The following is a 21176-nucleotide window of genomic DNA, read 5'->3' as shown; positions in this document are numbered from 1 at the left end:
GCCGAGCAAAATGTTCAGTATATATGGAGGGGGATAGGACTTACCGTGGATGGGGCGCTGGAGTGTGTGATAGGGGCGGGGAGGCGGACTACGAGAGAATACTGTCCCAACCTGTTCCAATGTATTCTCTCGTAGTCCGCCTCCCCGCCCCTATCACACACTCCAGCGCCCCATCCACGGTAAGTCCTATCTCCTCCCCCAAAAAGTATTCAGACAATAATTTTGTCAAGGTAAAAAGTGTTTTTTGGAAGAACTGCACAAAAATCCAAATTTAGGTAAGAAACAAAAAAATCCGGGTGGAAGACCGCAAAAACTTATCCACAATTTTTGCAACGAAAAAGTGGGAAAAATGGACTTATACACGGAATTATTAACTTTATCCACAATTTTGGGGATAAAAACGCGGAATCTGTAAATGGCAAAAAGAACAAGCGTTTTGTAAGTTTCTGATAAAATTTGTCGAAAAAGGAAAAAAGCATTGACTTTTAAAATGTAAAAAAATGTCAAAATGTGGAGATATTGACAGAATATTTGTAGCAAAAGGGATTTTGCATAAAAAAGTGGCGCTTGCCTCTTTCTTTTTTTAGCAGATTATATTAAAATATCAAATAAGTATGTGAAAAACTTCAAAAAACCACAGGGTCAAATTGTGGAAATTGCATAGATAAGGGAGGAAAGGATATGATTTCGAATCAGACGCTACAGAATACCATCGACGGTCTGCACCAGATCACCAAGGTTGATTTCGCTGTTGTGGATAGCGAGGGTGGTGTCTTGGCATCTACACTTACGAATCCGGGCCAGTATCGCGAATCAGCAGTTACATTTGCAATCTCTGAAGCAGAGAGTCAGGTAGTGTCCGGCTGCCAGTTCTTTAAGGTGTATGACGAGCAGCAGTTAGAGTTCATTGTTCTTGCAAAAGGTACGGATGAGGAAGAAGCCTTATTGGTAGGCAAGATCGCCACATTCCAGATTCAGGAATTGATGGTGGCATACAGGGAACGCTTTGACAAGGATAACTTCATCAAGAACCTTTTGCTGGATAACTTATTGCTGGTTGACATTTACAACCGTTCCAAGAAGTTACATGTAGATATCAATGCCAGACGTGTTGTTATGATCGTAGAGACAGGTGAGCACAAGGATGGAGATTCCATTGACCGGGTGCGCAGCCTCTTTAGCGGAAAGACAAAGGACTTTGTGACCGCCGTAGATGAGCACAATATCATCGTTGTCAAAGAACTCACAGAGCAGGAGACCTATGACGATATCCGAAAGACCGCGGCAGTGATCATTGATGCCTTAAAGGACCGTGATGATGCGATCCGCGTTTCTTACGGTACGATTGTCGGAGAGATCAAGGAGGTATCTCGCTCCTATAAAGAAGCAGGCATGGCTCTGGATGTAGGCAAGATCTTCTTTGCCGACAAGCGCATCATCGCATATTCAGCACTGGGCATCGGACGCCTGATCTATCAGCTGCCGATTCCGCTTTGCAAAATGTTTATCAAGGAGATCTTTGACGGCAAGGATCTGGATGATTTTGATGAGGAGACACTTTCCACCATCAACAAATTCTTTGAAAACAGTTTGAATGTTTCTGAGACATCCAGACAACTCTATATACATAGAAATACACTGGTCTATCGTCTGGATAAGTTGCAAAAGAGCACTGGACTGGATCTGCGCGTCTTTGAAGATGCGATCACCTTCAAGATCGCACTCATGGTCGTGAAGTATATGAAGTATATGGAAAATCAGGATTTTTAATTTACAGCATTTAGGAGATAGAAGAAACAATGATTCGACTAGAACACGTTAGTAAGACATACCAGCAGGGGGTGCCGGCGCTCAATGATGTCAATATTGACATTGAGCAGGGGGAGTTCGTTTTTATCATGGGTAAGAGCGGTTCGGGTAAATCGACCCTGATCAAACTTTTGCTCAAGGAACTGGAACCGACAGAGGGCGAGATTTACATCAATGAGCAGAAGTTGTCTTCGGTCACCCACAAAAAGACTCCATATTTCCGCAGAAATATCGGTGTTGTATTCCAGAATTTCCGTCTTTTACAGGATCGCAACGTCTATGAAAATGTGGCATTTGCCATGAAAGTCGTTGAGTCCTCAACACGTGAGATCAAGCGCAAGGTGCCGCTCATGCTGTCTTTGGTCGGACTGGCTGCAAAGTACAAGTCGCTGCCACGCCAGTTGTCCGGTGGTGAGCAGCAGCGCGTTGCCATTGCAAGAGCACTGGTTAATGAGCCAAAGATCCTTCTGGCAGATGAGCCGACAGGAAACCTGGACAATACCAATGCATGGGAGATCATGCATTTATTGGAGGAGATCAATGAGCGTGGAACGACCGTTGTGGTAGTAACACATAATAGCGAAATTGTCAAAAAGATGAATAAGCGTGTCATCACGATCAAAAAAGGCGTCGTTGTCAGTGACGGGAAATGGGGTGATACACATGAAGTTTAGTACATTTTGGTATAACGTAGGACAGGGACTGAAAAATATCTGGCGTAACAAGTTATTCTCCCTGGCATCCATTGCGACCATGTCTGCCTGCATTTTTTTGTTTGGTGTCTTTTATTCCATAGGTGTGAATTTTACCTCAATGGTACATTCTGCCGAGGAAGGCGTGACGATCATTGTTTACTTTGATCAGGGAGTCAGCCAGGAACAGATCGACAAGGTAGGCGAGGAGATCGGCAAGCGTGCTGAGGTTGCAAAATATGATTTCGTGACCGCAGATGAGGCTTGGGCATCTTATAAAGACAAGTATTTTGAGGGCAATGAGGCAGCCGCAGAGGGCTTTGCCGAGGATAATCCGCTTGCTAATTCCGAACACTATGAGATCTATCTGAATGATGTATCCATGCAGCAGACCTTAGTAGACTATCTGCAAGGTTTGGATGGCGTCAGAAAGGTAAGTTATTCCGAGGTTGCAGCACAGACCTTATCAGATTTTAACAGTCTGATCGGTTATATTTTTGTTGGCGTGATCATCATTCTGGTGGCAGTTGCCGTCTTTTTGATCAATAACACGGTTACTGTTGGTATTTCCGTGCGTAAAGAGGAGATCGCCATCATGAAACTGATCGGTGCCAAGGACAAGTTTGTCCGTGCGCCGTTTGTCGTAGAGGGTGTATTTATCGGTCTGATCGGTTCAATCATTCCGCTGGTGCTTTTATTCTTCCTCTATCAGGGCATTGTAAGTTATGTATCGGAGCGCTTCCAGTTTATTGGCGATCTGGTTTCTTTCGTGCCGGTAGGAACCGTATTTACCATCTTGGTTCCGGTATCGCTGGTACTGGGTATTGGTATCGGTTACATTGGCAGCCGAATGACCCTGCACAAACATTTGCAGGTCTAACCGCATAGGATATGTGATCTTGCAATATATTGGAAAAAAGTCATATAAGAAGGATAGGAAGATGGAAGAAATAAAAGAGCAACCGGAAGTGACAAAAAAGGAAAAAAAGCCAAAGACATTTCGTCGTGGTGTCCTGACCGGCGTTTTGTGCAGCCTGCTTGTCATGGCGCTGATCCTTGGCGGGCTGGTATTTGCCTTGCGGGGCAGTCTTGGCACGCTGGCAGATTTAAACCTTTCCAAGTTGCAATACATTTCTACACTGGTACATCATTACTATTATGAAGATGTGGATGAAGAGGCACTGGCAGAAGGCATTTACAAGGGCTATATGGAAGGATTGGATGATCCGTATTCGGTTTATTATACGGCGCAGGAATATGAGGATATGATGATCGATACGACAGGCAATTATGCCGGTATCGGCGCTGTGCTTACAAAGGATACGACGACCGGACAGGTGCGTATCGTCAATGTATATGATGATTCCCCGGCGGCAAAGGCAGGGCTTCAGGCGGATGATATCATCGTATCTGTGGACGGACACAAGGGACAATCAGAAGATCTGGATCAATTCGTGCATTATGTGCGTGGCGAAGAAGGCACCAAGATCACGGTGCAATATGAGCGTGACGGCAAGACAGATGTCGTGGAAGTAACGCGTGCCCAGGTGGAGGTACCGAGTGTCAAATACAAGATGCTGGATGACGCTGTCGGTTATGTTTATCTGTCAGAGTTTTCCGATAATACCAAAGATCAGTTTGAAGCAGCAATGGCAGACTTGGAGTCCAAGGGCATGAAAGCCGTGATCTACGATCTGCGCTTTAATGGTGGCGGGCTGGTAGATTCCGTGACCGGGATCCTGGATGACATCTTACCGGCGGGTACGACCGTTTATATGGAAGACAAAAACGGCGAGCGCACGACTTATACATCGGATGATGAAAAGCAGATCAATATGCCGATGGTCGTACTGACATCCGGCAATACAGCCAGCGCGGCAGAGATCTTTGCCGGAGCCATCCGCGATTTTGACTATGGTACCCTAATCGGTACCAAGACTTTTGGAAAGGGGATCGTGCAGACGACGGTGCCGCTTTCCGACGGAAGTGCGATCAAGGTCACGATGGCGACCTACTATACGCCGAGTGGTGAGTGTATCCACAAGACAGGCATCACACCGGATATCGAACTGGAATACCAGTTCTTAGGCGGTGATGACGAGACTTATGATGAGTCGCTCGACAACCAGATCCAGAAGGGGCTTGAAGTCCTCCACGAGGAACTGGACAAATAAAAAATGAAAGAGGTGAATACTGTGGTAGAACTTGACGCTTATAAACAGCAGCTGCAAGCGTACGAATCTCCACTACAGGAAGTGAGGGATTCACTTTGACCTGGCTAACAAGTCAAAGCGTATCGAAGAATTAGAAAGAGAAATGGAGGCAGCGGACTTTTGGAATGATGCAGCACAGTCTACTGCCAAAATGAAGGAACTGAAAAGTTTAAAAGATGATGTCAGTATCTTTTCCCATTTACAGGAACTATATGAGGAGATCGACACCTATATCACATTGGGATATGAGGAGAATGACCCGGATCTTTTGCCGGAGATCGAATCTCTTTTACAGGAGTTTGATGGGGAACTGGAAGAACTGCGCATGAAGACTTTGCTCTCAGATGAGTATGATGACAGAAATGCCATCGTATCGCTCCATGCCGGAGCCGGTGGTACGGAGAGTTGCGATTGGGTATCCATGCTGTACCGTATGTATACCAGATGGGCAGCGAGTCGTGGCTATGAGGTAGAGGTACTGGATTATCTGGACGGTGAGGAAGCGGGCATCAAGTCCGTGACCTTCCAAGTCAATGGGGCAAATGCCTATGGTTATCTGAAATCTGAAAAGGGTGTCCATCGTCTGGTACGTATCTCGCCTTTTAATGCAGCAGGCAAAAGGCAGACTTCCTTTGCATCCTGCGACGTCATGCCGGAGTTGGATGATAATGTCGAGGTGGAGATCAATGATGACGATATCCGTATCGATACCTATAGGTCCAGCGGTGCTGGTGGCCAGCACATCAACAAGACATCATCTGCCATCCGTATCACGCACTTCCCGACTGGGATCGTGGTACAATGCCAGAATGAGCGTTCCCAGCATATGAACAAAGATAAGGCTATGCAGATGTTAAAGGCAAAGTTGTATCTTTTGCAAAAAGAGGAGCAGGAGCGCGAAGCGCAGGGCATCCGTGGAGAGGTGACCGAGATCGGCTGGGGCAACCAGATCCGTTCTTATGTCTTACAGCCTTACACCATGGTAAAAGATCTGCGGACCGGCGAGGAGACCGGAAATGTGGATGCCGTTTTAGACGGTGCCATCACCCCGTTTATGAATGCCTATCTGAAATGGTGTTCTCTGGGACGACCGGATCGTCATACGCAGGAATCATAAAGGGCTTGATTTAGGTAGTCTTCTTGTGGTATTATCTTTCGAGTGAGAACATTTGTGTTTGTATCAAAGACACTCGGGAGGGAATATGTCAGAGAAGACTACCTATTTTGTGTTAAAGGAAAAGGCAGTGCCGGAAGTGCTCCGCAAGGTAGTGGAGGCAAAGCGCCTGATCGAATCCGGTCGTTGTATCTCCGTGCAGGAGGCGACAGATCGCGTGGGGATCAGCCGGAGTTCTTTCTATAAGTACAAAGAGGATATTTTTCCCTTTCATGACAACGTCAAAGGAAAGACGATCACTATGGTGATCCAGTTGGAGGACGAGCCCGGCATTCTGTCAGAGATCTTACAGACAGTCGCCCGGTATCATGCCAACATACTGACGATCCACCAGAGTATTCCGGTCAATGGGATCGCGTCACTGACCTTATCGGTCGATGTGCTGCCGGAGACAGGCGATGTCTCGGAGATGGTGGAAGTCATGGAAAAAACACAGGGAATACAATACGTAAAAATATTAGCTAGGGAGTGATCAGATGAAAGTAGCAATTATGGGATACGGAACTATCGGTTCCGGTGTAGCAGAGATTTTAGAGGTAAACAGAGATGTTGTGGCAAAGCGTTGTGGCGAGCCATTAGAATTAAAATATGTTTTGGATCTGCGTGATTTTGAGGGAGACCCGATCGCGGACAAGATCGTCCATGACTACAAGACGATCGTAGAAGATCCGGAAGTTGCCATTGTTGTGGAGACCATGGGTGGCGTGGAGCCGGCATATACCTTTGTTAAGGCAATGCTTGAGGCAGGAAAGCATGTTACGACCTCCAACAAGGCACTTGTGGCAGACAAGGGTGCAGAATTGATCGAGATCGCCAGAAATCACAAGGTCAATTTCTTATTTGAGGCATCCGTTGGCGGCGGTATTCCGATCATCCGTCCGTTGACCTCCTGCCTGACAGGTGATGTGATCGAGGAGATCACGGGTATCGTCAATGGTACGACCAACTATATGATGTCAAAGATGACCAAAGAAGGTCTGGAATTTGATGATGTATTAAAGGATGCACAGGCAAAGGGCTATGCAGAAAAGGATCCGACAGCAGATATCGAAGGACACGATGCCTGCCGTAAGATCGCCATCCTGACATCTCTTGTCTGCGGCAGACAGGTGGATTATGAAGATATCCCGACTGAGGGAATTTCACATATCACGGCAACCGATATCAAGTATGCAAATAAAATGGGAAGAGCCATCAAGTTACTGGCTACCAGCAAAAAGGTGGGAGACTCCTATGTGGCAAGAGTAGCACCTTTCCTTTTATCACCGGAGCATCCGCTTTACAATGTGCATGATGTATTCAACGCTATTTTTGTTCATGGCAATATGCTGGGCGACGGTATGTTCTACGGAAGCGGTGCGGGCAAACTCCCGACCGCCAGTGCAGTCGTGGGTGATATGGTCGCCATTGCCAAGCATATCGACAAGAACATCTATCTGGAGTGGGAAAAGGAGAAACTTGTCCTTGCGGATCCAAACGAGCAGGTCAATCGTTTCTTTGTACGTTCCGCTGCATCAGAGGCTGAGATTGAGAATATCTTTGGTCAGGTAGAGTTCGTTGAGAGCGGTCTGGATGATGAGATCGGATTTGTCACAGAGGCCATGAAAGAGTCTGACTATGCGACAAAGGCAGCGGCACTTGGCGAAGTGCGTCAAATGATCCGTCTGGTCTAAAATGCATCATAAATAGACACATTACGACCATCCGTGGAAGAATAGAAAATCGCGGAAACTTTATTGAAAAATCATGGGGGATTTTTTATAATAGGGTCAGGATCATTAAAGATTTGATTTCAATATAAGGGGGTTTTTACTATGCCAAAATATATTATGGCATTGGATGCAGGGACGACAAGCAATCGCTGTATCCTGTTTGATCATGAGGGGAACATTTGTAGTATGGCACAGAAGGAGTTTCGTCAGATCTTCCCGAATCCGGGATGGGTGGAACACGATGCCAATGAGATCTGGTCTACACAGCTTGGTGTAGCCGTAGAGGCGATGTCAAAGATCGGCGCGACCGCAGACGATATTGCCGGTATTGGTATTACGAACCAGAGAGAGACTGTCATTGTGTGGGATAAACATACTGGGGAACCTGTATATCACGCGATCGTTTGGCAGTGCCGCCGTACTTCTGAGTACGCAGATGAATTAAAGGCAAGAGGCTTGGAGGACATGATCCGTTCCAAGACAGGTCTGATGATCGATGCCTATTTCTCCGCTACCAAGATTCGTTGGATTTTGGAAAATGTAGAGGGAGCAAGAGAAAAAGCGGAAGCTGGAGACCTTTTATTCGGTACGGTAGAGACATGGTTGATCTGGAAACTAACCAAGGGCGCAGTACATGTTACAGATTATTCCAACGCTTCCAGAACCATGCTTTTCAATATCAATACTCTGGAATGGGATGATGAGATCTTAAAAGAACTCGATATTCCGCGTTCCATGTTACCGGAAGCCAAGCCGTCAAGTTGTGTTTACGGTATGGCAGATCCGAGTTTCTTCGGTGCAGAGATCCCGATCGCGGGAGCAGCCGGAGATCAGCAGGCAGCCCTTTTCGGACAGACCTGTTTTACCGAGGGCGAAGCCAAGAATACATATGGTACCGGTTGTTTCCTTTTGATGAACACGGGAGAAAAGCCGGTATTCTCCAAGAACGGTCTGGTTACAACGATCGCATGGGGATTGGACGGCAAGGTCAATTACGCGCTGGAGGGATCTATCTTCGTCGCTGGTGCTGCGATCCAGTGGCTGCGTGACGGCATGAAACTGATCGATTCCGCTGAGGATTCCGAATATATGGCAAAGAAAGCCAAGGGCACCCATGGTACTTATGTCGTTCCGGCATTTACCGGACTGGGCGCACCGCATTGGGATCAGTATGCGAGAGGTACGATCGTAGGTATTACCAGAGGCACCAACAAGAACCATATCATCCGTGCGACGCTGGAATCTATTGCTTATCAGGTATGCGATGTTATTGATGCTATGAAGGCAGATGCCGAGACCGATCTTCGTACCCTGAATGTAGATGGTGGTGCCAGTGCCAATGATTTTCTGATGCAGTTCCAGGCAGATATGCTGGATAAGCCGGTCAACAGACCGTCCTGCGTAGAGTCTACGGCTCTTGGTGCAGCATACCTGGCAGGTCTTGCGGTTGGTTACTGGGAGAGCAAGGAAGAAGTCATGAAGAATGTGCAGTATGACCGTGTTTTCATTCCATCCATCGACCCGGAGGAGCGCGCAGCAAAGCGTAAAGGCTGGAATAAGGCAGTCAAGTATGCTTTTGGCTGGGCACGTCAGGACGAGGACGACGAGTAAAGGTATTCTGATAAAAAAGGACACTATAAGGAGATGTCAAGGCTGGCATCTCCTTTTCTACGCCCGCTTACGGCTTTATTTTACTGGCGGGACAGAGGAAACTATGATATGATAATGAAGTAAAAAAGCGGTCGTTTTTATGAAAAGACGACGGATAGGAGAATGTATGAATTACGATGTACTGATTATTGGCGCAGGCCCGGGAGGTATTTTTTCTGCCTATGAACTGATCAAGCAGGATCCGAATTTGCGTGTGGGCGTTTTTGAGGCAGGACATGCTCTGGGAGGCAGAAAATGCCCGATCGACGGAAATAAGATCAAGTCCTGTATCGGATGTAAGACCTGTTCGATCATGAGCGGTTTTGGCGGAGCCGGTGCTTTTTCAGATGGAAAATACAATATCACCAATGATTTTGGCGGTACTTTATATGAATATATCGGTAAAAAAGAAGCTATTGATCTGATGCGCTATGTCGATACGATCAATCTGGCATATGGCGGCGAGGGGACCAAATTATACTCTACCGCAGGCAGTCGTTTTAAAAAGCAGTGTATGCAAAATGACCTGCATTTGCTGGATGCATCTGTCCGCCATTTGGGTACGGACATCAACTATGTGGTATTGGAAAATCTCTACGAATATTTAAAGGACAAGGTAGAGTTTTATTTTGACACGCTGGTGGAGGCAGTCGAAGTCTTAGCAGATGGTGAGGAAGGCTACCGTATCCAATGCAAGGATGCAAGTTACACCTGCAAAGATTGTATTATTTCTGTCGGACGCAGCGGAAGCAAATGGATGGAAGAAGTCTGCAAGGATCTTTCTATTCCAACCAATTCCAACCGTGTGGATATCGGGGTGCGTGTGGAATTGCCGGCAGAGATCTTTTCACATCTGACGGATGAATTATACGAGAGCAAGATTGTTTACCGTACCCAGAAATACGAGGATAAGGTGCGTACCTTCTGTATGAATCCAAAGGGGGCGGTCGTAAATGAAAATACCAATGGCATCATTACGGTAAACGGACACAGTTACGAAGACCCGGAGAAACAGACGGAGAATACCAATTTCGCACTTTTGGTTTCTAAGCATTTTTCCGAGCCTTTTAAGGATTCCAACGGTTATGGCGAGTCAATCGCCAGACTTTCCAATATGCTTGGCGGTGGCGTGATGGTACAGCGTTTCGGAGACCTGATCCGTGGACAGCGTTCTACCAGGAAGCGTATCGAGGAGTCCTTTGTCACACCGACACTCAATGCTACGCCGGGAGATCTCTCCCTGGTACTGCCAAAGCGAATCTTGGACGGCATTGTAGAGATGATCTACGCACTGGATAAGATCGCACCGGGTACCGCAAATGACGATACTCTGCTTTATGGTGTCGAAGTCAAGTTCTACAATATGGAAGTGGAAGTGGACGAACATTTGCAGACCAATTATAAGGGACTTTATGTGATCGGTGATGGAAGCGGTATTACCCACTCCCTGTCACACGCTTCTGCAAGTGGTGTTTATGTAGCAAGAGAGATTGCGGGAAACCAGAACTAGAAGATCTGCAATAGGTCTACATGAAAACAGACAAGGGCAAGGTTTTTGATGACAAAATTTACTGCCAGTAAGCCCAGTGCGATCCATAGCAGACGGGCGCTGGGGTGGTACTTATGATCTAGGATCTTGCGGATACATAGATAGAGGCAGACAAAAAAGGCATAGACCACCAGCGGGTGAAAGAGAAAAGACTTGATCCAGTGTCCGGTAAGAAATAAATACAGGGCTCTGGTGCCACCGCAGCCGGGACAATAGTAGCCGGTTACTAGATGGAAAAGGCATTTGGGTGCATGGCTCATATAGTTTTGTAGTAGTCTGGCAAGTGCTTGCATATTAGGCCTCACATCTAATTGAAATAGTGATATTTAAGTACAAAATCTACTATAAAGGAATGACGGACGATTTGTAAAGAGGACGCGATCAAAGAAAGGGGGAATGGTGTATGCAGATAGGAAGTCTTGGTTCTATCCTTACAACTTCATATCAGCCGGGAACTTATGGCATGGGGACTTATGATGTCACCGCAGGCGTGACGGATCCGACTATGACCGGGGCAGGGGATACGGACGGCGTCAAGCCGGGTTATAAATCCACGCCGGCGGAATGTCAGACTTGCAAGGAGCGCAAGTATATCGATGGGTCGGATGAAAATGTTTCCTTTAAGGCGGCGGCACACATTTCACCGGAGGCAGCCGGCGGTGCCGTGCGGGCGCACGAGGGTGAACATGTCAGCAATGCCTATACCAAAGCTGCCCAAAATAACGGAACGGTGGTAAATGCCAGCGTATCCATCCACACATCGGTCTGCCCGGAATGTGGCAGGACTTATGTTTCGGGTGGCACGACCAACACAACGATCCGCTACAACGAGAGCAATCCTTACGGACAAAATCAAAAATCGCTGGATGCAGCCAGCCTGATCGGGGGCAAGGTGGATCTGAGTGCCTGATGCAGGCGGTTTTGATCGAGAAATTAGAAAAGAAATGGAGTAACATAGATGGACATCAATAGAAAACTGGCAAGTGAACTTGGCGTTCTGCCAAAACAGGTAGATGCGGCGGTAAAACTGATCGATGAGGGCAATACCATTCCCTTTATCGCAAGATATCGAAAGGAAGCAACGGGTGCACTCAGTGATGAGATTCTGCGAAACCTGTATGAACGTCTGAATTATCTGCGCAACCTGGAAGACAAGAAAGCGTCAGTTCTAGCAAGCATAGAAGAGCAGGGAAAACTGACGGAGGAACTGCGTGCGCAGATCCTGGCAGCAGAGACACAGGTCGTTGTAGATGATCTGTATCGCCCATACCGTCCAAAGCGCCGCACCCGTGCGACGATCGCCAAGGAAAAGGGCTTAGAGCCGCTGGCAGATCTGATCCTTTTGCAGGAGATCGATCAGCCGTTAGAGGAGATTGCAGGAGATTATGTAAATGCAGAGAAGGAAGTGGCTACGGCGCAGGATGCGATCGCGGGAGCCATGGATATTCTGGCAGAGACCATCGCAGACCAGGCGGATTATCGTATGCATATCCGTGGGCTGACAGAGAAAAAGGGACATATCACATCAAGTGCCAAGGATGAGACCGCGGAGTCGGTCTACGAGATGTACTATGAGTTTGACGAACCAATCGAAAAGTTGCCGGGACATCGTATTCTGGCACTCAACCGAGGAGAAAAGGAAAAGATCCTGACAGTCAAGATCTTAGCACCGACCGAGGAGATCATTCGTTATCTTTCCAACCAGGTCATTACCAAGGATAACCCTTATACGACACCGGTACTGACGGAGACCATCGCAGACGCTTATGACCGCCTGATCGCACCGGCTATTGAGCGTGAGATCCGGTCTGCCTTGACCGAAAAGGCAGAGGACGGCGCGATCAGTGTCTTTGGTAAGAACCTACAGCAGTTGCTCATGCAGCCACCGATCGCAGGACAGGTGGTCTTGGGATGGGATCCGGCATTTCGTACCGGCTGTAAACTTGCAGTTGTAGATGCGACCGGTAAGGTGTTGGATACGACAGTTATTTTCCCGACAGCACCGCAGAATAAGGTGGAGGAGGCAAAGGCAGTTTTAAAGAAACTCATCTCCAAATACCATGTTACTCTGATCTCCGTAGGAAATGGTACGGCATCGCGTGAATCAGAAATGATTATCGTAGATCTCTTAAAGGAGATCCCGGTTCCGGTGCAGTATGTGATCACCAATGAGGCGGGGGCATCCGTCTATTCTGCCAGCAAACTGGCAACAGAGGAGTTTCCGCAATTTGACGTGGGACAGCGTAGTGCGACATCCATTGCCAGACGTGTGCAGGATCCTTTGTCCGAACTGGTAAAGATTGATCCAAAGTCGATCGGTGTAGGACAGTATCAGCATGATATGAACCAGAAAAAGTTGGACGAAGCCTTATCCGGTGTTGTTGAGGCGTGCGTCAACAATGTGGGCGTTGACCTGAACACGGCTTCAGCATCCTTGCTGGAACACATTTCAGGCATCAATAAGACCATTGCCAAGAATATCGTGGCATATCGTGAGGAGAACGGACAGTTCACTTCAAGAAAACAATTATTAAAGGTACCAAAGTTAGGACCAAAGGCATACGAACAGTGTGCAGGCTTCCTGCGGATCCGCGGGGGCAAGAATCCTTTAGACGCGACCAGCGTACACCCGGAGTCCTATGAAGTGACGGAAAAGCTTCTTGCCGAATTAGGACATGATCTGACGGAGATCACCAGTGGCGGTATCGGGCAGATCGGAAAGGAAGTAGGCGATCTGGATCGACTCGCAGAAGAACTTGGTATCGGTGCCATGACTTTGGAGGATATTGTAAAAGAACTCCAAAAGCCGGGTCGTGATCCAAGAGAGGATATGCCAAAGCCAATTCTTCGCAGTGATGTCCTGAGCATGGAAGATTTAAAACCGGGCATGGTCTTGAAAGGCACTGTCCGCAATGTCATTGATTTTGGTGCTTTCGTGGATATCGGCGTGCACCAGGACGGACTTGTCCATATTTCTGAGATCTGCGACCGCTTCATCAGGCATCCGCTGGAGGCTGTATCGATCGGCGATATTGTGGATGTGCAGGTCTTGAGCGTGGATTTCAAAAAGCAAAGGATCCAGTTGACCATGAAACTGGGCGATCGACAGGACAAAAAAGAGGCTGCGAAAGACCAGCCTGCGGCAAGATGCAAAAAGCCTGCCAATAAGCAGAATTTCAAGAAAAAACAGGAGCACAGGAAGCCGGTCAAAAAAGGCAATAACTTTTTTGACAATATTATTATCGAATAGTGGTTGACAGATAGGCTCTATATGCATATACTGATGCTTGTAAATAGGAATCTTCGGGGCAGGGTGATATGAGAGATCATAGATTCCCGACCGACGGTGATGTTGCTACGGCAACGAGTCCGTGACCTGCATTTGCAGTTGAATCGGTGTGAATCCGATACCGACAGTATAGTCTGGATGAGAGAAGATAAGTTGAATTTTGCGTGCAATGTATTGCCCCGAACGCTGGAATTAGTGTTCGGGGCTTTTTGCGTACAAGGCTGACTTACCAGAGACCGATTTTCCTAAATAAAAAGGAAAAAGGAGTGTTACAAAATGAGTGAGGTAACAACAAAAAGAGCAAACGTAAACAATGGAACAAAGAGTGCAGCAGCATCTAAGATGAATGTGCGCTATCTGACGGTGACGGCAATGTTATCGGCGATCGCATTTATCCTGATGTTTCTTGATTTTTCTGTTCCGGTCATGCCAAATTTCATCCGCATGGATCTGTCAGAATTACCGGCCTTGATCGGTGCTTTTGCCATGGGACCGGCATGTGGCGTATGGGTATGCTTAGTTAAAAATCTCTTGCATCTGTTTATGACATCCACAGGTGGCGTCGGAGAATTGAGTAACTTTGTTCTTGGCGTAGCCTTCGTACTTCCGGCAGGACTGATCTACAAGCACAAAAAGAATAAGAAGTCAGCCATCACAGGCGCTCTGATCGGAGCACTTTGCATGGCACTCTTCAGTTTCCCATCCAACTATTTCGTGGTTTATCCGATCTACACCAAGATGATGCCAATGGATGTGATCATCGGTGCTTATCAGGCAATTGTGCCATCCGTAAAAGAATTGTGGCAGTGCCTCTTATTCTTTAATGTGCCGTTTACCTTTGTCAAAGGTCTGTTTTCCGTCCTGATCACAATGGTGGTATATAAAAAGATCTCACCGATCTTAAAAGGAAGAGTTTAAAAACAAAATAAAGAAATAGGATAAAAGCCTCAATCCGTCCGGCGTCTTGCATGTCGGTAGACGGATTGGGGCTTTTGATTTTGTATGGAATATGATAATATAACAATCAGAAGTGGGCTTATATGGAGGAAGATATATCATGACCGTCAAATTTAACGTAAAACTGAGCAGTGAGGATATGTATCGTTTCAATATGTATCACGCATATACATCCATGCAGGGCATCTTGTCGCTTGTCATGGGGATCTTTGTAATCGTGGTGATCGCGCTTTCCGAAAATCTGCACGACATCCGTCATGCCCTGCCTTATCTTTTGATCGCGTTGATCTTTCTGTTATATGTGCCTTTGACGCTGCGCATCCGCTCGAAGCGACAGATTCATATGTCAGATGCTTTGAAGGATGTCCTGCATTTTGAAATGAGAGAAGATGGCATTGCCGTCACGACAGATCACGAGACGGAGGAGGCAGTTCTGCCATGGGATATGATCTATAAAGCCGTGACAACCAAACACAATCTTCTTATATATAGTAACCGCGTCAATGCGTACATCATACCAAAGGCACAGGTGACGGAGGAACTGCCACAGATCTATGCCATGTTGCGTCAGCATTGCAAGGATTATCGCTTACACATTAAGGGAGAAAAATAGATGATAAAAGAAACATTTTCACCGGAGGAAACGTTTGCCTTTGGGGAAGAATTAGGAAAAAATGCCAGACCGGGACAGGTTTACACCCTGATCGGCGATCTTGGCGTGGGAAAGACAGTTCTTACGCAGGGAATCGCAAAGGGCCTGGGAATTGATGAAGCCATCTGTAGTCCGACCTTTACCATTGTGCAGGAATATCACACCGGGCGCATGCCGTTTTACCATTTCGATGTGTATCGTATCGGCTGTGTGGAAGAAATGGATGAGATTGGTTTTGACGATTACGTCTATGGCGAAGGCCTGACTATGATTGAGTGGGCAAATTTGATCGAGGAGATTCTGCCGGACCATTTCTGGCAGATCGTGATCGAAAAAGATCTGGAAAAAGGTTTTGACTATCGCATGATTACAGTTGAGGAAGTGGGTAAGGCATGAAGATATTAGGAATTGATGCATCGGGCATGGTTGCCAGTGTAGCGATCGTGGAAGATGATATTGTTGTGGGCGAATACTCTACTAATTTTAAAAAGACGCATTCACAGACATTGCTTCCAATGTTGGAAGAACTGAAAAAGATGATCGCATTGGATCTGGATACGATCGATGCCATTGCGGTTGCAGCAGGACCGGGCTCTTTTACCGGACTCCGTATCGGTTCGGCGACGGCAAAGGGATTGGGACTTGCTCTGGACAAGCCGATCATATCCGTCTCAACGATTGAGGCGATGGCTTACAATCTCTGGGGAAGCGCAGATAATGTGTGTCCGATCATGGATGCAAGGCGGGGGCAGACCTATACCGGTCTTTATCACTTTACGGATACAGAGATGGAGTGCATCGTAGAACCTTGCGCTGTTGACATCACAGAGATCATAGAAAAGATCAATGCTACGGGCGGGTCCGTGACTTTCTTAGGCGATGGCGTGCCGGTCTTTCAAGAGGCAATCGCAGATAAATGCAAGGTTCCTTACCATTTCGCACCGGCTCATATGAACCGCCAGCGTGCCGCATCTTTATGTGCAAGGGCAGAGGCTTATTATCTTGCGGGAAAAGTGCAGACGGCAGCCGAGCACAGACCGGAATATCTGCGTCTGTCACAGGCGGAAAGAGAACGCATGGAAGCGCAAAAGAGCGGTCAGGCATAATGGATATCCGGATCAGACCCTGCAGGGTGGAAGATATCGACAGGATCGCAGCGATGGAAGCGGCGATCTTTAGCGAGCCGTGGACAAAGACCGGATTTTTGGAGACGCTTTCCGAGACAGAACATGTCTTTTTAGTGGCAGAAGATCAAGAAAACCTGTGTGCCTATGGCATCTTATATTGCAACAGTGATGAAGGGGAGATCCCAACGATCGCAGTTTCAGAAGAAGCGCGCGGCAGAGGTCTGGGAAAGAGGCTTTTATCCCGGATGATGGAGGAAGCGGAAAAAAGGGGCGTAGCCCATGTTTATCTGGAAGTGCGAAAGAGCAACCTGCCGGCACAAAGATTATACCAGGCATGTGGATTTTCTCTTGTAGGACAAAGAAAGGGCTTTTACCACAAGCCGGACGAGGATGCTTTCGTCATGGCTTTTCATAAGGAGGATATATGTTAGATATTTGCTTGCTGGGAACAGCAGGGATGATGCCGCAGCCACACCGCTGGCTTACGGCAATGATGGCGCGTTTTAATGGCAGCAGTCTATTGATCGACTGTGGCGAGGGAACCCAGATTGCGATGAAGGAGGCGGGGCTTAGCCCAAATCCGATCGATACCATCTGCTTTACCCATTATCACGCGGACCATATCAGTGGCTTGCCTGGACTGCTTTTGTCCATGGGCAACTCAGACCGCACGGAACCGGTGACTATGATCGGACCAAAAGGTCTGGAACGCGTAGTTAATTCTTTGCGTGTGATCGCACCGGAACTACCGTTTGACATTCATTTTATAGAACTTACCGAGGCAGAGCAGGATCTGGTCTTGCATGGCTATCATATCCGGGCATACCGTGTCCAGCATAATGTGCCTTGCTACGGCTATTGCATCGAGATCCCGCGCAGTGGCAGATTTGATGCCGCAGCGGCAAGTGCTCTGGGACTCCCGGTACAGACCTGGAACCGCCTGCAAAAAGGCGAGACCATCCTGTGGGAGGATAAGGAATACGCGCCGGACATGGTGATGGGACCGCCTCGCAAAGGGATCAAGGTGGCATACTGCACGGATACCAGACCGATCGACCGCATTGCGGACAACGCCAAGGGGGCAGATCTATTTATCTGTGAGGGCATGTATGCGGAGCCGGACAAACTTGCTAAGGCAAAACAGTACAAGCATATGACTTTTTATGAAGCGGCAGAGTTGGCAAAGAAGGCAGAGGTCAAGCAGATGTGGCTGACCCATTTCAGCCCGTCTTTGGTAGGTGCAAAAGGATACATGAAGGATGTGAAGCGGATTTTCGCGGAATCATATCTGGGAGAGGACGGCAAGATGCTGGAGTTGGACTTTTTGGAGGAATAAGCGATGAAGAAGGCATTTCGTATAGGAATATCGATCGTGATCTGTGTGGGGCTGGTGTGTGGCTACTATTATTATCTGTCGCACAAGAATGCAAAAAGTGCAGAAGATGCACAAGACAAGACGACAGAAGTGGAAAAGATCATCGAAAGGGACTTTGATAAAAAGTATCCTAAAACACCACGCGAGGTCGTGAAGTGGTACAACCGGATCATCACGGCTTTTTACGGCGAGGAATATACGGACGAGGAACTGGAGAAAATGGCAGATCAGGCGAGAAGCCTGATGGATGATGAACTCCTGTCCTACAATCCGAGAGATACCTATCTGAAGAGCCTCAAGGCAGACATTGAGGACTATAAGACCAGGGATAAGATCATTGTGCAGTCCTCGGTCAGTGACAGCAATGATATTACCTATGCTACGGTAGACGGAGATTACTGCGCCTATGTGGATGCCTATTATTTTTCCAGAGAGGCAAGTGACTATAGCAGGACTTACGAGGAGTTTGTGCTACGCAGGGATGATGAGGGGCACTGGAAGATCCTGAGTTTTCGTTTGACAGAAGGAGACAATGATGAGTGATAAAGAAATATGCATATTAGCGATAGAGAGTTCGTGTGACGAGACGGCGGCGGCGGTCGTGGTAAACGGCAGACAGGTCTTGAGCAATGTCATTTCCACACAGATACCGATCCATACCTTATATGGCGGTGTCGTGCCGGAGATCGCATCCAGAAAACATATTGAACGTATCAATCAGGTGATTGAGGAAGCACTGAAAGAAGCTCATACATCACTTGATGAGATTGATGCGATTGGTGTTACCTATGGACCGGGTCTTGTTGGAGCCCTGCTCGTAGGACTTTCTGAGGCAAAGGCGATCAGTTTTGCAAAAGATATTCCGTTGGTAGGTGTGCATCACATCGAGGGACATATCTGCGCTAATTATATAGAAGATAAAACTTTGGAACCGCCATTCCTTTGCCTGGTGGTATCGGGAGGACATACCCATCTGGTCCGCGTCAAAGATTATGGGCAGTATGAGATCTTAGGGCGTACCAGAGACGATGCGGCAGGAGAGGCTTTTGATAAAGTGGCAAGAGCCATTGGTCTGGGCTATCCGGGTGGTCCTAAGATCGAGCAAAAGGCAAAAGAGGGAGACCCGCATGCCATACCTTTCCCGGTGGCAAAGGTCAATGACAGTGCTTACGACTTTAGTTTCAGCGGCTTAAAGTCCGCAGTCTTAAATTATATCAACGGCGCCAAGATGAAGGGCGAAACAATCAACGAGGCAGATATCGCTGCATCCTTCCAGCAGGCGGTCATAGATGCTCTGGTGGGACATGCCATGCATGCGCTGGATGAATTCGGCGGGGACAAGTTTGCCATTGCCGGAGGCGTTGCGTCCAATGGTACTCTGCGTGCAGCCATGCAGGAAGCCTGCGAGAGGCGTGGTGTCAGATTTTACCATCCGTCACCGATCCTTTGTACGGATAATGCCGCCATGATCGGTGCGGCAGCCTATTATGAGTATATGTCGGGACGCAGAGATTCTATGTCTTTGAATGCTGTGCCGAATCTGGCATTGGGACAGCGCGTGGAATCGTGATCAAAGGCATGCGGTAGTGACAGAAGATCTTGAGCAGGAGAATGGGATGGAAAGAATAGGAGCAGTCGTATTGGCGGCAGGTTCCGGAAAGCGTATGGGAGCAGATATTCCAAAACAATATCTTGCCCTGTGCGGCAAACCGGTCATGGTATATTGTCTGGAGGCATTTGAAAAGAGCCGGGTGGATGAGATAGTTCTGGTAGTGGCACCGGGAGACCGGGCATATTGCCGGAAAGAGATCGTAGAAAAATATCATATTACAAAGGTAAGTGCCATTGTAGACGGAGGAGCAGAACGCTATGACTCTGTCTATGAGGGGTTAAAAGTCATCCACTGCGATTATGTCTTGATCCACGATTGTGCCAGAGCCTTTGTGACGGAAGATATCATAGAAAGATCCATTAGAGGTGCAAAGGGATACGGTGCCTGTGTTGTCGGGATGCCTGTCAAGGATACGATCAAGATCGCGGATGAGAGCGGCTGGGTAGAGGCGACCCCAAGGCGTGATCTGGTCTGGAGTGTGCAGACACCCCAGAGTTTTTCCTATCCATTAGTGTATGAAGCCTATACCAGATTGCAGGCATGCGATAAGACCGGGGTGACCGATGATGCCATGGTCGTAGAAAAGACCATGCAGGCGCGTGTGAAATTGATCGAGGGCAGTTACGAGAATATCAAGGTGACGACCCCGGAAGATCTGCTCATGGGGGAGCGTATTTTGCAGTCCCGAAAAAAGTGAAGAAATTTGAAAAAAAGAATTGACACGCAGATGCAAGAATGATATTATCTTATTCGTGCTGAAAAACACATAAACATATATGGCTTGGAGAGGTATCGAAGTGGTCATAACGAGGCGGTCTTGAAAACCGTTTGTCCGCAAGGGCGCGTGGGTTCGAATCCCACCCTCTCCGTTATATGCTTGTCATCGCATGGTGGTGAGCATATTTTATGTCAGTCTTTATTCGACACACTTGGAGAAGTACCCAAGCTGGCCGAAGGGACACCCCTGGAAAGGGTGCAGGTCGTTAATAGCGGCGCGAGGGTTCAAATCCCTCCTTCTCCGTTAGATTATAGGAAAAGACCATGAGAAAACAACTTTTCACTTTTTGGAAAAAAGATGTAAAAAGTTGTTGACAAGAAAAGGCCGAAATGATAATATAATCTAGCTGACGCAAAACGGCAGCAAACAACAACGAAAAAGAGATTTGAAATCTTGAAAAAAGTTGTTGACAAACTTCAAATCATTTGATATGATAATGAAGTTGTTCGGGTCACAAACGACTCGAAAATAAATAAAAAAGTTGTTGACAAACGACTTGATACATGATAAAATATCAGAGTTGCTGTTAGCAACCAACCTTGATAACTGAACAGTGAAACAACCTTGAAAGATTCTAAGAGAATAAT

General features: G+C 47.3%; 21 protein-coding genes, 2 tRNA genes and 1 riboswitch. Of the genes, 22 read left to right on the top strand and 1 reads right to left on the bottom strand.

Annotation, left to right across the window (positions count from 1 at the left end; all coding sequences use genetic code 11):
• The first annotated feature begins 681 nt into the window (after nucleotides 1-681).
• The 9 genes from DW183_RS00115 to DW183_RS00075 all read left to right on the top strand — a co-directional run bounded on the left by DW183_RS00115 (nucleotide 682) and on the right by DW183_RS00075 (nucleotide 10760).
• A complete protein-coding gene (locus DW183_RS00115; RefSeq protein WP_118280009.1) occupies nucleotides 682-1770 on the top strand; it encodes a PucR family transcriptional regulator in 1089 nt (362 codons plus the stop codon).
• Between the two features lie 29 nt (nucleotides 1771-1799).
• Nucleotides 1800-2483: a cell division ATP-binding protein FtsE gene (gene ftsE, locus DW183_RS00110; RefSeq protein WP_118280006.1), complete on the top strand. Its 684-nt coding sequence runs from the start codon at nucleotides 1800-1802 to the stop codon at nucleotides 2481-2483.
• The gene (gene ftsX / locus DW183_RS00105) at nucleotides 2473-3381 is read left to right on the top strand and encodes a permease-like cell division protein FtsX (RefSeq protein ID WP_118280003.1); all 909 of its coding nucleotides are present in this window, start codon (nucleotides 2473-2475) and stop codon (nucleotides 3379-3381) included. Before ftsE ends, ftsX begins: the two co-directional genes overlap by 11 nt.
• A gap of 61 nt (nucleotides 3382-3442) precedes the next feature.
• Entirely contained in the window at nucleotides 3443-4675 is a 1233-nt protein-coding gene (locus DW183_RS00100; RefSeq protein WP_118280001.1) for a S41 family peptidase, read from the top strand.
• Nucleotides 4676-4696: 21 nt separating this feature from the next.
• Nucleotides 4697-5831 (top strand): peptide chain release factor 2 gene (prfB, locus tag DW183_RS00095; protein WP_118280671.1). Its coding sequence is split into 2 segments (ribosomal slippage): nucleotides 4697-4771 and nucleotides 4773-5831, totalling 1134 coding nucleotides; the frame shifts between segments, so codons are not numbered across the junction.
• 85 nt (nucleotides 5832-5916) lie between these two features.
• Complete coding sequence (locus tag DW183_RS00090; protein WP_118279999.1) at nucleotides 5917-6360, top strand: ACT domain-containing protein; 444 nt, start codon at nucleotides 5917-5919, stop codon at nucleotides 6358-6360.
• Between the two features lie 4 nt (nucleotides 6361-6364).
• Nucleotides 6365-7561 carry a homoserine dehydrogenase gene (locus DW183_RS00085; protein WP_118279996.1) on the top strand — a complete coding sequence of 399 codons (1197 nt, stop codon included), beginning with the start codon at nucleotides 6365-6367 and terminating at the stop codon, nucleotides 7559-7561.
• A 141-nt stretch (nucleotides 7562-7702) separates the two neighbouring features.
• Nucleotides 7703-9211 (top strand): glycerol kinase GlpK, encoded by a 1509-nt coding sequence (glpK, locus tag DW183_RS00080; protein ID WP_118279995.1) that lies wholly within the window; start codon nucleotides 7703-7705, stop codon nucleotides 9209-9211.
• Nucleotides 9212-9350: 139 nt separating this feature from the next.
• Nucleotides 9351-10760 carry an NAD(P)/FAD-dependent oxidoreductase gene (locus DW183_RS00075; protein WP_118279992.1) on the top strand — a complete coding sequence of 470 codons (1410 nt, stop codon included), beginning with the start codon at nucleotides 9351-9353 and terminating at the stop codon, nucleotides 10758-10760.
• On the opposite strand, the gene DW183_RS00070 is transcribed toward DW183_RS00075, so the two are convergent.
• Nucleotides 10757-11092: a DUF2752 domain-containing protein gene (locus DW183_RS00070; protein ID WP_118279990.1), complete on the bottom strand. Its 336-nt coding sequence runs from the start codon at nucleotides 11090-11092 to the stop codon at nucleotides 10757-10759. The genes DW183_RS00075 and DW183_RS00070 overlap by 4 nt on opposite strands.
• Nucleotides 11093-11202: 110 nt before the next feature.
• On the opposite strand from DW183_RS00070, the gene DW183_RS00065 reads away from it, so the two are divergent.
• The 13 genes from DW183_RS00065 (at nucleotide 11203) to DW183_RS00005 (ending at nucleotide 20832) form a co-directional block, all read left to right on the top strand.
• Nucleotides 11203-11709: a hypothetical protein gene (locus DW183_RS00065; protein ID WP_243069472.1), complete on the top strand. Its 507-nt coding sequence runs from the start codon at nucleotides 11203-11205 to the stop codon at nucleotides 11707-11709.
• Nucleotides 11710-11757: 48 nt separating this feature from the next.
• Nucleotides 11758-14049 carry a Tex family protein gene (locus DW183_RS00060; RefSeq protein ID WP_118279988.1) on the top strand — a complete coding sequence of 764 codons (2292 nt, stop codon included), beginning with the start codon at nucleotides 11758-11760 and terminating at the stop codon, nucleotides 14047-14049.
• Between the two features lie 45 nt (nucleotides 14050-14094).
• A riboswitch (FMN riboswitch) is annotated at nucleotides 14095-14242 on the top strand.
• A gap of 122 nt (nucleotides 14243-14364) precedes the next feature.
• The gene (locus tag DW183_RS00055) at nucleotides 14365-15006 is read left to right on the top strand and encodes an ECF transporter S component (protein WP_118279985.1); all 642 of its coding nucleotides are present in this window, start codon (nucleotides 14365-14367) and stop codon (nucleotides 15004-15006) included.
• A gap of 139 nt (nucleotides 15007-15145) precedes the next feature.
• Nucleotides 15146-15658 carry a YcxB family protein gene (locus DW183_RS00050; protein WP_118279983.1) on the top strand — a complete coding sequence of 171 codons (513 nt, stop codon included), beginning with the start codon at nucleotides 15146-15148 and terminating at the stop codon, nucleotides 15656-15658.
• Nucleotides 15659-16093, top strand: a complete 435-nt coding sequence (tsaE, locus tag DW183_RS00045) for a tRNA (adenosine(37)-N6)-threonylcarbamoyltransferase complex ATPase subunit type 1 TsaE (RefSeq protein ID WP_118279980.1) — start codon at nucleotides 15659-15661, stop codon at nucleotides 16091-16093.
• On the top strand, nucleotides 16090-16803 hold the full coding sequence (gene tsaB / locus DW183_RS00040; RefSeq protein ID WP_118279977.1) for a tRNA (adenosine(37)-N6)-threonylcarbamoyltransferase complex dimerization subunit type 1 TsaB: 714 nt from the start codon (nucleotides 16090-16092) through the stop codon (nucleotides 16801-16803). Before tsaE ends, tsaB begins: the two co-directional genes overlap by 4 nt.
• The gene (rimI, locus tag DW183_RS00035; protein WP_118279974.1) at nucleotides 16803-17255 is read left to right on the top strand and encodes a ribosomal protein S18-alanine N-acetyltransferase; all 453 of its coding nucleotides are present in this window, start codon (nucleotides 16803-16805) and stop codon (nucleotides 17253-17255) included. Before tsaB ends, rimI begins: the two co-directional genes overlap by 1 nt.
• A complete protein-coding gene (locus tag DW183_RS00030) occupies nucleotides 17249-18160 on the top strand; it encodes a ribonuclease Z (RefSeq protein ID WP_118279971.1) in 912 nt (303 codons plus the stop codon). The genes rimI and DW183_RS00030 overlap by 7 nt, the downstream gene beginning before the upstream one ends.
• 3 nt (nucleotides 18161-18163) lie before the next feature.
• Complete coding sequence (locus DW183_RS00025; protein ID WP_118279969.1) at nucleotides 18164-18742, top strand: DUF6715 family protein; 579 nt, start codon at nucleotides 18164-18166, stop codon at nucleotides 18740-18742.
• Entirely contained in the window at nucleotides 18735-19769 is a 1035-nt protein-coding gene (tsaD, locus tag DW183_RS00020) for a tRNA (adenosine(37)-N6)-threonylcarbamoyltransferase complex transferase subunit TsaD (protein WP_118279966.1), read from the top strand. Before DW183_RS00025 ends, tsaD begins: the two co-directional genes overlap by 8 nt.
• 46 nt (nucleotides 19770-19815) lie before the next feature.
• The gene (gene ispD, locus DW183_RS00015; protein ID WP_118279964.1) at nucleotides 19816-20508 is read left to right on the top strand and encodes a 2-C-methyl-D-erythritol 4-phosphate cytidylyltransferase; all 693 of its coding nucleotides are present in this window, start codon (nucleotides 19816-19818) and stop codon (nucleotides 20506-20508) included.
• A gap of 86 nt (nucleotides 20509-20594) precedes the next feature.
• A tRNA-Ser gene (locus tag DW183_RS00010) sits at nucleotides 20595-20680 on the top strand.
• 62 nt (nucleotides 20681-20742) lie between these two features.
• A tRNA-Ser gene (locus DW183_RS00005) sits at nucleotides 20743-20832 on the top strand.
• Nucleotides 20833-21176 lie beyond the last annotated feature (344 nt).

The organism is Roseburia sp. AM16-25, from assembly GCF_003473825.1.
In the GTDB taxonomy this organism is placed as follows: domain Bacteria; phylum Bacillota; class Clostridia; order Lachnospirales; family Lachnospiraceae; genus Pararoseburia; species Pararoseburia lenta.
Note: the sequence above shows the minus strand (reverse complement) of the source record. Positions and strands in the feature narration are given on the sequence as shown.

What these genes read in the sequence shown, in the direction of transcription:
- DW183_RS00115 (WP_118280009.1), top strand. Translation starts at nt 682, where the DNA reads ATGATTTCGAATCAGACGCTACAGAATACCATCGACGGTCTGCACCAG.
- ftsE (WP_118280006.1), top strand. Translation starts at nt 1,800, where the DNA reads ATGATTCGACTAGAACACGTTAGTAAGACATACCAGCAGGGGGTGCCG.
- ftsX (WP_118280003.1), top strand. Translation starts at nt 2,473, where the DNA reads ATGAAGTTTAGTACATTTTGGTATAACGTAGGACAGGGACTGAAAAAT.
- DW183_RS00100 (WP_118280001.1), top strand. Translation starts at nt 3,443, where the DNA reads ATGGAAGAAATAAAAGAGCAACCGGAAGTGACAAAAAAGGAAAAAAAG.
- DW183_RS00090 (WP_118279999.1), top strand. Translation starts at nt 5,917, where the DNA reads ATGTCAGAGAAGACTACCTATTTTGTGTTAAAGGAAAAGGCAGTGCCG.
- DW183_RS00085 (WP_118279996.1), top strand. Translation starts at nt 6,365, where the DNA reads ATGAAAGTAGCAATTATGGGATACGGAACTATCGGTTCCGGTGTAGCA.
- glpK (WP_118279995.1), top strand. Translation starts at nt 7,703, where the DNA reads ATGCCAAAATATATTATGGCATTGGATGCAGGGACGACAAGCAATCGC.
- DW183_RS00075 (WP_118279992.1), top strand. Translation starts at nt 9,351, where the DNA reads ATGAAAAGACGACGGATAGGAGAATGTATGAATTACGATGTACTGATT.
- DW183_RS00070 (WP_118279990.1), bottom strand. Translation starts at nt 11,092, where the DNA reads ATGCAAGCACTTGCCAGACTACTACAAAACTATATGAGCCATGCACCC.
- DW183_RS00065 (WP_243069472.1), top strand. Translation starts at nt 11,203, where the DNA reads ATGCAGATAGGAAGTCTTGGTTCTATCCTTACAACTTCATATCAGCCG.
- DW183_RS00060 (WP_118279988.1), top strand. Translation starts at nt 11,758, where the DNA reads ATGGACATCAATAGAAAACTGGCAAGTGAACTTGGCGTTCTGCCAAAA.
- DW183_RS00055 (WP_118279985.1), top strand. Translation starts at nt 14,365, where the DNA reads ATGAGTGAGGTAACAACAAAAAGAGCAAACGTAAACAATGGAACAAAG.
- DW183_RS00050 (WP_118279983.1), top strand. Translation starts at nt 15,146, where the DNA reads ATGACCGTCAAATTTAACGTAAAACTGAGCAGTGAGGATATGTATCGT.
- tsaE (WP_118279980.1), top strand. Translation starts at nt 15,659, where the DNA reads ATGATAAAAGAAACATTTTCACCGGAGGAAACGTTTGCCTTTGGGGAA.
- tsaB (WP_118279977.1), top strand. Translation starts at nt 16,090, where the DNA reads ATGAAGATATTAGGAATTGATGCATCGGGCATGGTTGCCAGTGTAGCG.
- rimI (WP_118279974.1), top strand. Translation starts at nt 16,803, where the DNA reads ATGGATATCCGGATCAGACCCTGCAGGGTGGAAGATATCGACAGGATC.
- DW183_RS00030 (WP_118279971.1), top strand. Translation starts at nt 17,249, where the DNA reads ATGTTAGATATTTGCTTGCTGGGAACAGCAGGGATGATGCCGCAGCCA.
- DW183_RS00025 (WP_118279969.1), top strand. Translation starts at nt 18,164, where the DNA reads ATGAAGAAGGCATTTCGTATAGGAATATCGATCGTGATCTGTGTGGGG.
- tsaD (WP_118279966.1), top strand. Translation starts at nt 18,735, where the DNA reads ATGAGTGATAAAGAAATATGCATATTAGCGATAGAGAGTTCGTGTGAC.
- ispD (WP_118279964.1), top strand. Translation starts at nt 19,816, where the DNA reads ATGGAAAGAATAGGAGCAGTCGTATTGGCGGCAGGTTCCGGAAAGCGT.